Origin of the sequence: Bacillus sp. FSL K6-3431 (genome assembly GCF_038002605.1) — a bacterium.
GTDB lineage: Bacteria > Bacillota > Bacilli > Bacillales > Bacillaceae_C > Lederbergia.
This window is the reverse complement of sequence record NZ_JBBOCT010000001.1, coordinates 3,721,201-3,733,685: the sequence shown is the minus strand read 5'-3', so window position 1 is coordinate 3,733,685 and position 12,485 is coordinate 3,721,201. Positions and strand designations below refer to the sequence as shown.

The 12,485-nt window shown below is 39.0% G+C and carries 10 protein-coding genes; 1 reads left to right on the top strand and 9 read right to left on the bottom strand.

What is annotated here, in order from left to right:
• Positions 1-11: 11 nt before the first annotated feature.
• The 3 genes from pheA to MHB53_RS18110 form a co-directional block, all read right to left on the bottom strand.
• Positions 12-833, bottom strand: a complete 822-nt coding sequence (pheA, locus tag MHB53_RS18120) for a prephenate dehydratase (RefSeq protein ID WP_340921000.1) — start codon at positions 831-833, stop codon at positions 12-14.
• A gap of 93 nt (positions 834-926) precedes the next feature.
• On the bottom strand, positions 927-1,856 hold the full coding sequence (locus MHB53_RS18115) for a manganese-dependent inorganic pyrophosphatase (RefSeq protein ID WP_340920997.1): 930 nt from the start codon (positions 1,854-1,856) through the stop codon (positions 927-929).
• A 106-nt stretch (positions 1,857-1,962) separates the two neighbouring features.
• Positions 1,963-2,829, bottom strand: coding sequence for an SAM hydrolase/SAM-dependent halogenase family protein (locus MHB53_RS18110; RefSeq protein ID WP_340920996.1), 867 nt, complete (start codon positions 2,827-2,829; stop codon positions 1,963-1,965).
• A 208-nt stretch (positions 2,830-3,037) separates the two neighbouring features.
• On the opposite strand from MHB53_RS18110, the gene MHB53_RS18105 reads away from it, so the two are divergent.
• Positions 3,038-5,005, top strand: coding sequence for an alkaline phosphatase family protein (locus MHB53_RS18105; protein ID WP_340920994.1), 1,968 nt, complete (start codon positions 3,038-3,040; stop codon positions 5,003-5,005).
• A gap of 117 nt (positions 5,006-5,122) precedes the next feature.
• Here MHB53_RS18105 and MHB53_RS18100 read toward each other — a convergent pair whose 3' ends face one another.
• The 6 genes from MHB53_RS18100 to MHB53_RS18075 form a co-directional block, all read right to left on the bottom strand.
• On the bottom strand, positions 5,123-5,992 hold the full coding sequence (locus MHB53_RS18100) for a Gfo/Idh/MocA family protein (RefSeq protein WP_340920992.1): 870 nt from the start codon (positions 5,990-5,992) through the stop codon (positions 5,123-5,125).
• Positions 5,993-7,321: a hypothetical protein gene (locus MHB53_RS18095; protein ID WP_340920990.1), complete on the bottom strand. Its 1,329-nt coding sequence runs from the start codon at positions 7,319-7,321 to the stop codon at positions 5,993-5,995.
• Positions 7,322-7,394: 73 nt separating this feature from the next.
• Entirely contained in the window at positions 7,395-8,447 is a 1,053-nt protein-coding gene (locus tag MHB53_RS18090; protein WP_340920987.1) for a dihydrodipicolinate synthase family protein, read from the bottom strand.
• A gap of 2 nt (positions 8,448-8,449) precedes the next feature.
• Entirely contained in the window at positions 8,450-9,466 is a 1,017-nt protein-coding gene (locus tag MHB53_RS18085; protein ID WP_340920984.1) for an NAD-dependent epimerase/dehydratase family protein, read from the bottom strand.
• Positions 9,467-9,823: 357 nt separating this feature from the next.
• Positions 9,824-11,155 (bottom strand): RNA polymerase factor sigma-54, encoded by a 1,332-nt coding sequence (gene rpoN / locus MHB53_RS18080; RefSeq protein WP_340924817.1) that lies wholly within the window; start codon positions 11,153-11,155, stop codon positions 9,824-9,826.
• A gap of 115 nt (positions 11,156-11,270) precedes the next feature.
• Positions 11,271-12,485, bottom strand: a complete 1,215-nt coding sequence (locus MHB53_RS18075) for a thiolase family protein (protein ID WP_340920981.1) — start codon at positions 12,483-12,485, stop codon at positions 11,271-11,273.

Below are 12,485 nucleotides of genomic sequence, written 5' to 3'. Positions count from 1 at the left end.
TTCAACTCTTTTTACAGATGCTTCGCGTTATAGCTACCTAACACGCGAACATCATATCCATATGTTTCTAAAATAGCGATCGCTTTTTTCAAATTTGACTCGTGCATTCCTAGACCAGCTTCTAGAAAGAAACGATATGTACCTAATTTTACTTTCGTTGGTCTTGATTCAATCCATGTAAGGTTGACACCCAATGATGAAAAAACATTAAGGATGATCGCAAGTAATCCAGGGCGGTCTTCTATTGGCGTTACAAGCAGCATCGTTTTCTCTGTTGCTTGTTTTTTTGTATCTTTTTTTGATAAGATTAAGAACCGTGTAGAATTGCCTTCAAAGTCTTGTATATTACTTTTGGCGATCTTTAAATCAAATGTTTTTGCAGCCCACTCTGATGCAATCGCTCCTGCATCAAGTCTTCCTGCTTTTTTAAGTGACTCGGCAGCGTTTGCTGTACTGTTATAGTGTTTCGTCTCCGCTCTTAGTTCTCTCGTATATGCCCGACATTGGGCTAAGGCAGGTGGGATTGACCATACTTCCTTAATGTTTTCCAAACTAGCTCCTTCGACTGTCAACAAATGAAGCGCTACAGGTAAAATAGCTTCGCCTTCAATCCATAAATCATTATTGATTAAACCATCGGTCGTCATCGTAATCGTGCCTTCAATTGCATTTTCAATCGGTACAATTCCTTTATCTACGCGTTCGTCAGTAACTGCTTCAAGCACATCGAGGATGGTCCCAAGATTAATCGGGATAATCTCCTCTTCTGAAAAGTACTTTAATGCCGCTTCTTCAGAAAACGTTCCTTTTGGTCCTAAATATGCTACTTTCAAAATTAACAAACTCCTTTTCATCCAATACTCAAATAGCAGTGCAGCTTTACATATTGCATATAGAAAGAGGACAGCAACACGCTGTCCCTTTGATTATTTATTTAATGCTGCTGTCAGTGGTGGGACGATTTGTTTTTTTCTCGAAACAACGCCTTTTAATACTGCTTCATTATTTTGAAGTGTGATATTAAATGCCTGCTCTACTGTTTTGGCTGCTTGCCCAACAGCAATAGCCGTGGAGTCATTCGTCAAAATATCTGTCACTACAAAGAGGAATAAATCTAATCCTCTTTCTGCAATTACGTCGGAAAGTGCTGCTTCAATTTCAGCTTTTCTCGCTAATACATCTTCAACTCCAACAGCATTGACTTGCGCGATTTCCACTTTAGCGCTACCCATATTAAACTCTTTCGCATCTAAAGTTAGTAATTGTTCTACTGTTTTCCCGCTTACATCTGCGCCCGCTTTTAACATCTCGAGTCCATAGCTATCTGCATCCACACCAGCAATATCCGCTAGTTCTTTTGCTGCCACAATATCTTCCTCTGTACATGTTGGAGATTTAAACAGTAAGGAATCTGAAATAATCGCGGATAGCATTAGGCCAGCCATCTTTTTATCGATTTCCAAATTATTTTCCTTATAAATCTTATTTAAAATCGTTGCGGTACATCCAACTGGCTCTGCACGAAAATAGAGTGGATCACTCGTTTCGAAATTAGCAATGCGATGATGGTCAATTACTTCTATCACTTGCACTTCATCAATATCTACCGCACTTTGCTGACGCTCGTTATGATCTACTAAAATAACTTGTTTGACCTCAGTAGCTACGGTCTCCACTTGTCTTGGTGCGCTTACTTGAAAATGATCTAATGCATATTGGGTTTCACCATTCACTTCACCTAACCGCACAGCTTCCACATTTAAACCAAGCTTCGTTTTCACATCTGCATATACTAGCGCTGAACAAATGGTATCTGTGTCTGGATTTTTATGTCCGAAAACAAGTATTTTTTCCATATTTATCTCCTTGAATATATGTAATTTGAGGCTCTTCCTCATTTCTATCAATTTTACCATATGATTGGGATTTTTCGCTTCCTTAAAGACTGACGTAGCAAAAAACTTATCCCTTACTTATATTTATTTTCCAATCTATCCCTGTTCCAATCTGATACTTTTCAGCAAAAGAAGCTTGATTAATTGCAACAGCTACATTATCGAGGGAATTAATATAAATAAGTGCTTCACCAACATTATTATCAGCAAATGACTTCCCGTAAATCATTTTCTTTACATATACACGTGTTCCATCATGGTCAATCGCTACTTTGACATGCCCACCATACTCAACACCGAGTTCCATCAGTAAAGACCGACTAATATTCGTCCATAGATTTCCGTATCGGACATCAAGTACATCGATCATTCCTGATAGCACGCCATCTTCTAAATTCGCTGAAAGAAAAGGTAGCTGAACAATGGATCCTAAATCACCTTCAGGCCCTACGTCCTCAAATGAAATTGTATTTGATGCCAGTCTCGCGCCAGAATACGCATATATATCGCGACCATGAAAAGTATGTGATGCACCTGAATTAGGTAAGCGATTAATATTTTCATCAATAATACGAATTTGTGTAATTCCTATTTGCTGGTGAATATGTGTCAATGTTCCGTTATCCGGAGTAACGATATAATGGTTAGAAGCTGTTTTAGCTACAACGCTTCTCCGTTCCGATCCTACGCCAGGGTCAACAACAGAAACAAACACTGAACCCTCAGGCCAATATGAGATCGTCTGCAACAACCGATATGATCCTTCCCAAATATTGTATGGCGGGATCTCATGGGTTAAATCAAAAATTTTGAGCGAATTATCCACACCATTAGCAACCCCATACATCGCACTAACCGCACCATCACCAAGACCGAAATCTGATTGAAAAATTAAGGGACTTCTCACTACGTTCTTCCTCCCTGACCTGAGCATAATATAGCTCCAATGAATTTTATGAAAATTGTGATTGTAATCATGCTAATATACGAAATATTCTTTGTCAATATTAGCAGAATAATGGCACCGCATACATTTTATTTAACCTATTAATACTTCAAATTGTGACGTTTATTTGTTTTATAAACAAGGAAAAAGGGAAAATAAGCTGAACCTACCATTAGTAAAAGAGAGGAGTAGGATCTTGAATCCATTAAAAAAAGGAATGACATTAATTATAATTATTCTAGCAGGACAAATCATTTTACCGCCTGCAAAAAACGCAGAAGAAGCACACACACATATCGTCATTTCCTTCGATGGAATGCGCCATGACTTCACCACAAAATATATGGATGAGGGACTGCTTCCAAACTTTGAAAATGTGAAAGATAATGGATTATTTGCTGAAGATATTAAAACGATTTTCCCTTCGTTAACGGCAGCCTCCCATGCTGCCATTTCTACGGGAGCAAAACCTAATAAAACAGGGATGATCAGCAATAATCTCCATCAATCAGGGGGAAAACTTACCGATAAACAAAGTGCTTTCTTCTCACCACTTGGTGCAACCCCTATTTGGTCGGAAGCGAAAAAGCAAGGAAAAACAACAGCCACCATTCTTTTCCCTGGTTCCAATCCAGAAGATGGGAATCAAGCGACATATTCCATTTATTATGATGAGACTTGGGCAGAAAGTGCCCTTGAAACACTTCGTTTTAAATCAGCAAAAACATGGACAAATCCACCGAAAAGCTATAGTCCCCTTAGGGATGCGGCATTTCAGATAAAATTTCAAAAAGATAAGGAGCAGACTGTTTATATATTAGCTGTTGATTCTACAAATAACAGCATGACAGATTATGATACTTTTTATGTTTCTGTAAAAAAGGATGCGAATCAAGCGACAGTTGTTCAAGCAGATGAATGGGGAATTATTTCGTTAAATAGAAATAATACAGCCGGATTTTCTTTTAAGCTAAAAGAATTAGACAAATCCCTGTCTAAAGTAAAGCTATACAGAACAGCTGTAACTTCAGCAGCAATAGAAGGTCCTTCTAACTTTAAACAGGACATTTCAGAAAAATTTGGCTTTCTTCCTACCCAAGATGACGATCACGCACTAGCTAAAAAATGGATTACGCGGGAAGATTATGAGCAGATCAGCGAACGATTTGCTAAATGGACAACGGATGTATCGCTCTATATAAAAGAAAAATATAAGCCTGATTTATTAATGTTCTATTATCCTCAAATTGATCATGAGGAACATAAATATCTACTGGTAGACCCAAGACAACCCGGATATTCAAAGGAAAAATCGCATCAATATATGAATTATATTAAATGGGCATATCAATTGACTGATCAGTCTCTCGGTGAAACATTGCAAGCAATGAACGATAATGATCTACTATTTCTGGCTTCTGATCATGGGATGGAACCTGTTCATACGATGATCGCTCCTAATAGTGAACTAGAAAAAGCCGGACTATTACATAAAAATGAGCAAGGTAAAATAGATACTTCCAAATCGAAAGCATATGCTGTTGCAAGTGGTGCAATTGGACATATTTATATTAATTTGGCTGGTCGTGAACAAAATGGAATTGTTTCAGAGGATGAGTATCCTAAAGTTCAAAATAAAATAGTTAAGATTTTCGAAAAGCTAAAAATAAAAAGACTAGACATTCCAAAGAAAGAAACAGTACGGTATTTATACAGTGATTGGTCAGATAAGGTTCACAGTGGTGAAGCAGATTTCTCGGATACAGCCTCTACTTGGCGAGGAATGTTTCGGGTAATGGTTGGGATAAAAGAGAACCCATTTGAGGATGTAATTACGGCAGGAAACAAAAAAGGAAATGTCCTTGACCACGAGCGGGCAGGCGATGTATTGTTGATTGCGAAACAAGGATATTTTATCGCGCAAGATGATGATGAAACAGCAAAAAAGGCAGTTGATTTAGGGAATCACGGCGGTAATCCAGAACGTAAAGCATTGCGCCCGGTTTTATTCGTAACAGGTAATGGTTTAACACAAGATAATATAACGAGTTCAATTTCTACGATAGATATCGCTCCCACATTATACGAACTAATGGGGCTCAAATCACCTAAGTTTATGGATGGTACAGTAATAGATGAAGTAATTAACGCTAATTTGGAATAATAAAATCCTGTTGTCCTCGTCAGTCAACAGGATTTTATTTCATTTGACCTTTACATAAAACGCAGCAGCAATTATTTCAACTTGGCTAGATAATTGTTGCCCGTATTGTGTAAGACATCACACTGTTCGTTGTATATTTATCTTCTCAATTATAGAAACGACTGCTTCCGTTTCCTCCCAAGGGACAGGTGAAACCCTTGATTGAAAGAAAGCAATTACTTTCTCCAATAAACTAGCATAGTATGGCTTCTCATCTTTCCATATTTCCGCATTAAAAGTATTTCCAGACGTATGCCCAACAATTCCAAAGTAATGATGCCATTCATCTTCTCCTCGCATTATTACTTGGCTACCGCTCTTAAATGTCATATGACAAAGTTCATATGTCTCATAGTGATCGACTTGAACATGTTTAATATCTGTCCCCATTAACGCAACAGCCATCTCCACCATATGAATACCATACCAAAAGTAGCCTGGTATTCCTTCTTGCATCGGTAATGGTCCATATATATATGCCATCTCCGGTTCTTTCATAGCTTCTTTCAAATCAATAAAACTTTCTGCAAACCTTAAAGACGATGAACTCATCAATGGCACTTGATATGTTTCCGCGAGTTCACGTATTTCCCTTAAGTCCTCACTTGAAAAAGTAATCGGCTTATCAATGAAGATAGGGATTTGGTATGGTGCAAGTTTTCTTATCCATTCAAGATGTGTACTACCATCTACTGCTGTCAAAAGAATACCATCTAGTTTTTCACAGAATATCGCTACATCTTCCACCATTTCAACATCATATTGCATCTTCACCTTTTCCGTTAGCTGAACGGTCCGATCTGCGCTAATTGGCAATTCTGGGGAATAGAAGGGTATCGCTTTGGTAACTCGTGCACCTTTTATATAGTGTGGATCATTTTTATCATTTAAGAGCCTTGCAAAAATTTCACAGTGTGATGTATCAATTCCGATCATTCCTATATTCATTTAATTCTCCTCGCCTTCCTCTACATTAAAGTCGAATTGATATACTTGGCGAGGTCGCCCCCGCGTTGACATTTTTTCCGTTCCAACTACCTTAATAAGCTCCGCATCTTGCCAACTTAAAATGATTCGATGCGCACTACGCGTTGTGATCCCTACTATTTGTGCCAATTCATACGCAGTAAATTCGTTTCTCTTTTTCCTTCTAACTATCGCAATCATTTTCTCTAAATATGCGGCATTCATTCCCGTTTTCTCCGCACGACCGAGTATTTTTTGATCGGTCACTGTCAGCGGATATACAATTGGTGCTTCCCACTCTACTGGTCCAAAGACGCTTCTATCTTCTTTAACGATAAAACACGCGGAGCCACCATAATCCTGTGCTTGAAATAAAGCCATTCGCGAATGTGTACCAGCTTCCGTGGCACTCCTACCAAAACCAACACCAATGGAAACCCGAAGATTCAATCGTAGCTTGACATCTTCTACTATTGGCATGCGCTTATAACCTTCCGTGACTTGTTCAAATATACCCCGATTTGTAATAAACAAATACTCATCTTCACTAACAGATGTTAAATAACCGTCTAATTGTTCTACATAATCAAGCAACAGCCTATATAATTGAACATTTCTTTTTTGCACCTGATGCTCGGAGGCTAGTTGCTTCACCAACTTTGAATAACTATCAATCTGAATACGCCCAAAAACGATCTGTGATTCCCGTTGCCTTCGTTGCGTTGTAGCAAGTAGCAATCTTTCCAAAGTTACCGTAATATCTTCTTCAGTTGGTCTTAGCCATTCATTCGGGATACCCCTTTCAGTCAATCGTTCAGATACTAATTTCATACAAGTAATGGCAACACTATTTTCACTCGTTTTAAAATGACCTTCGTGAAAGCGAACCATCTCCGCCACATTTTCCAATAGAGGCTTTTGGTCACATATACTATATGAAAAATTTTCATTCAAGACGACTTTGACTCTATCAACATATGCGGAAATAATCCCGTCAAAACTTATATGCGTAAATGGCGCATTCATTCGCAATTTATACAATGCTTGATACAAACCCGTTCCTTTTAATGGTATGTAAAACGCGGGGATGCCTGGTGGTATTTTAAACTTTGCTAACATATATGGTACTTGGCCAGAATAAATATACGCATCGACTTCATGTTCCAGTTCTTCTGTAAAGACAATTGCCTCTTCTAGTTCATCAGATAGGCGAAAAATCGGCTGAATAGAAGGAAACATTTGTAAACATGGATCGATTACAGCACGTATCCATCTTGGCCCAATTACACCAAGCCGAATGCTACTTTCCATCAGATTATTCAGCTCCTTACATATTGAAAAAGAAAGCACTTCCGATCTTGGAAGCGCCCTTAGTTTATGCTAATTATACCTTATACGTATTTAGAAATTGCTTTACAAACTCATCATCATGGAGCTCAGGGTACATCCGGTACACTCTCTCGATTTCATCGGCCTGTCCCCGAGACATCACTTCATGGTCTGATAAGCACCAGTTACCTTGCAATAATCCTTGGCGTGCCAAAATTTCATTTATTCCAGCGATACAGCCTTTAAATTGATTAGCTGCGTCAAAGAAGACGGCATTTGTATCTGTCACACTTTGCGCTAGCGTTAGCCACTTCTCCTCAATTGCACCACTACTTCTCGCCTCTTTTAATTCCGAAAACAACTTCACTGCTTTTTCCGTCCACACCGCCCAATGTCCTAGCAGTCCTCCAACAATCGCTTTGGAAACTTGCTCCCCATTAATATTAAAAGAATATGTTGTCAGTAAATCCAAGACAATATTATCGTCATTCCCGGTATAAAGGGCAATCTCATCTTTTCTTGAGGACTCGCAAACAGCGCGGACAACGTCCAATGTTTGATACCGATTAAATGGTGCCATTTTAATTGCAACAACATTCGGGATTTCAGCGAACTCTTTCCAAAAATCAAACGTGAATACACGCCCACCAACAGATGGTTGTAAATAAAATCCGAATACAGGCATGATTTCCGCCACTCTTCTAGTACGTTCAAGCAATTCAGACTCTGAATACCCTGTAAGCCCACCATTGCTTAGTAATGCAAGATCATATCCAAGCGATTTTGCAAGTTCAACTTCTTTCATGGCTTGGTCTGTCGGCCCACATACGCCAGCAATTTTTAGAAAAGGTCGATCAAGCTGCGCCTTTTCTACTTCTTCTGCCGCCATTCTAAGAACTGGTTCGAGCAGATTATACGCTGGGTCACGAATTTCAAATTGCGTTGTATGAACACCAACTGCAATCCCGCCTGCACCAGATTCCATATAATAATGTGTCAATCGGCGTTGCGCTACTTCATCAAGCTCTTTATCTTTATTTAAAGCAAGTGGATGAGCAGGTATTACCGTTCCTTCATGTAAAAATTCTACTAGTTTAGGAGCTAACATTTTTAAAATGACCCCTTTCTTTCTTGGAAGTGTGTCGGCTTACCACTAATTTCACCATCATTTTTTACCCATTCAGCTGTCCAATCAATCATTTGATTAATAGAAACTCGAGGATAACCAAACAAGCGATGTGCTTTACCAGAATTGTTAAGAAGGGCCGTTGTCTGCTCTGTCCCAGTAAACACTGGCTCTTTTTCTAGTAATTTTCCAAACTGGGAAGCAATCCAGCGAACTGGTAATAACTCTGGTCCCGTCACATTCAAAATCGTTGGTGGAACATCTGCGATGAGCAAGGAACGAATGGCATATTCATTCGCATCTCCTTGCCAAATGACATTAACATGCCCCATAGATACGTCAATTTCTCGCCCTTCATGAACAGCTCTCGCAATCTCTAATAAAACGCCATAACGCATATCAATCGCGTAGTTTAAACGGAAAATAGTCAATGGCGTGTGATCTCGATGTGCAAAGTGAGTGAATATACGCTCTCTCCCTAAAGAAGATTGCCCGTATTCACCGACAGGATTCACTTCATGGGATTCATCACATCCACCTTGTGCAACAGGAACAAAGGGATACACATTGCCAGTTGAAAAAGCAACAATATTGGCTTGTTTAAAGTGTTCTGCTATTCTACCTGGCAAGTACGTATTCATCGCCCATGTAAAATGCTCATTTCCAGTTGTTCCAAACTTATTTCCCGCCATATAGATAATGTTTTTTTCATATGGTAACTTTGTAAGCTCGTCTTCATTCAATAAATCACAGGCAATCGTATCAATACCAGCTTGCTCCAGCTCTCCCTTTAATGCACCCGATGAAAAACGTGAAACTCCAATTACCTTTTTCTCAACCCCAGCAGCATCAATCGCGCGCTTTGCCATCTTCGCAAGCGTCGGTCCCATCTTCCCTCCGACACCTAAAATCATGATATTTCCTTCTATTATTTTCATATCTTCAATGAGAGCTACAGACGGTTCCGTCATAAAATGTTCTAGTTGTTCAATAGTTTGCAAGTTATATTAGCCTCCCTTTTATTGTAACCGCCTTCATATATAAGGCCATTATCTTCTATACTTTTATTATAAGAGACTTTTCCAATTTGCGACATGTCTTTAATTAGTCTTTATATCTCAATTTAAATAAGGATCAAAAAAACGAACACATAAGTGGTGGTAAAAGGTAGCTATTTTACCTACCAATTCACTTTTCCATCAATTATTTTAAGAGCTCGGTCCTCTTCATTAAAGAAGCAACATTTTCAGATACCTTTTGCAGATGTGAGAAAGCTTCTTCACACCATCTTTCCTCAAAAAATGTCGGGAACAATCAATAAGTTTAATCACTCTATACCAGATTTGACTGCATATATATTAGGCATAGCGCTTTCGCTTCGTTGAAGAAAGAATCCCCAGCTGTTCACGATATTTTGCCACTGTTCTTCTCGATAGCTCCATCCCTTTTTTACTTAGCTCTTCGACAATTTTTTGGTCTGACAACGGTTTACTCTTATTTTCTTTTTGAACTAATTCTTCAATCATAGTTTTAGCCTGAATGGCTGAAGCTACATCTCCGCCTCGATTATCATTCGTTTGTAACGCTTGTGAAAAGAACATTCTGAGCTCGAACATTCCACTCGGTGTTTGTATATATTTCCCTCTAACCACACGGCTAACAGTCGATTCGTGCATATCAATGCTTCGGGCTAGTTCCTTCATTGTAAGAGGCCGTAGAAAACGAAGTCCTTTTAAGAAAAAGTCATTCTGTGCTTGAAGGATGGCTGTTCCAACCTTCATTAGCGTTATTCTTCGTTGCTCTAAACTATTTAAAATCCAATAATAATCTTGTTTTTTTTCATTCAAAAACCGATTTACTTGTCGGTCCCCACGGCTAATCATTTTGGAATAGTAATCAGCTTGGTATGTAATTGTTGGCATACCTTTCTCGCATAATTCTAATTTCATCTTTCCTTTGCTTATTTTTAATATTAAATCAGGTACCACATACTGAGGTTGCTCACTAATGAATTGCGAGCCTGGACGCGGATTTAATTTTCTAATTAAATCTGCTGCCTTTTGTATATCTGTTAAGCTAACAGATAGTTTACTTGAAATATATTTCCATTCTCTCTCAGCAAAATCTTTGAAAAAGTTTGTTAGCAAGGTGGTTACGAGCTTAGGCATGTCCTTTTTACGTTCTACTTGCAAGAGCAAGCATTCTTGTAAAGTTCTTGCAGCAATACCCGGAGGATCTAAACTTTGTATTAAATGAAGACATTTCTCAGCCTCATCTTGGTTAGCGTTAGTAATAGCCGCTACATCTTCTAGTGAAATAGTCAAATATCCATTCATATCAAGATTATAAATGAGTCGTTTTGCAATATTTATCTCTATTATTGACAACGCTTCCATTATTAGTTGCGATAATAAATAATCAGCAAGATTCTCAGAAGAATTGGCAATTTGTTCAAGCCACTTATTTCTATCAGATTCAATATTTGTTGTTTTTCTACTCACAATGGTATCACGAGTATCAACTGGCTCCACTGCGGAACTTTCTATATTAATTAAAGGATTTTCCATCGCTTTCATTTCAAGAAAAGAGGTGAGCTCTTGCGTGGAGTACTGAAGAATAGATATCGCCTGTTGTAATTTCTGAGTCATCGTAACATTTAATGTCTGACGCTGCACCAATCCTATTTCCATTTTCACGTGAATTCCTCCCTCTTAATGATATTTTACTATATTCTGATATTATAGCATATGAAAAAACATAGCTTGAAGGACTTCATTCGTTCCTCCTAAGGCTATGTTTCTAACTTTACTTATCTACTTTCTTAACAATTGTCGCAATTCCCTGTCCTACACCAATACACATTGTCGCTAGACCGTATTTAACATCCTTACGTCTTTTCATTTCGTGAAGTAGAGTTGTTAAAATGCGCGCCCCACTTGCACCCAGCGGATGACCAAATGCAATGGAACCTCCATTCACATTAACAATTTCCGGATTTAGTTCTAGTTGCTTGATGCACTCCAAGGACTGGGACGCAAATGCCTCATTCAACTCAACAAGTCCCATATCCCTAGCAGAAAGATTAGCCCGAGCGAAAGCTTTTTTTGATGCATAAATTGGGCCAAGCCCCATCACGCTCGGCTCAAGTCCAGCAACAGCTGAAACGATATACTTCCCAAGTGGCTTTAATCCAAGCTCCTCTACCTTTTCTCCACTCATCAGGAGTAGAACGGAAGCACCATCATTCACACCTGAAGCATTTCCTGCTGTTACTGTACCATTTTCAAAAATAGGGCGCAGCTTTTGTAGACCTTCTATTGTTGAATTCGATCTCGGATGCTCATCTGTACTAACTACGGTTACTTTCCCTTTTCGATCTTTGATCTCAACTGGAATGATTTCATCCGCAAATCTACTTTTCTCCATCGCTGTTTTTGCTTTTAATTGACTCTCAAGGGCAAACTGGTCCTGCGCCTCACGGGAAATCTCGTATCTTTGCGCAACATTTTCTGCTGTTTGCGGCATGCTATCCGCACCATATTGTTTCTCGAATTTTGGATTTGTGAATCTCCAACCAATCGTTGTATCTAGCAACTCCATATTTCCGCGAGGAAAGTCAGTCTCGGGTTTGCCCATGACAAAAGGAGCTCTAGTCATACTCTCCGTACCGCCTGCAATAAATATGTCACCCTCATTTGCCAGAATAGCTCTTGCAGCATAATTAACGGCATCAAGACCTGAACCACATAGACGGTTCAACGTAGTTCCACTTACTTCAATTGGTAGATCTGCGAGCAGCACAGCCATACGCGCTACATTTCGATTTTCTTCCCCCGCTCCGTTGGCATTACCAAGAACCACCTCTTCAATTTCAGTAACTGGAATAGTCCGATTCCTGTCTAATAGCCCTTTAATTACTATTGCAGCCATGTCATCCGGTCGAACTGACTTTAATGCACCCTTGTATCTTCCAATTGGGGTTCTAACTGCATCAACAATATATACGTCTCTTTGCTCCAT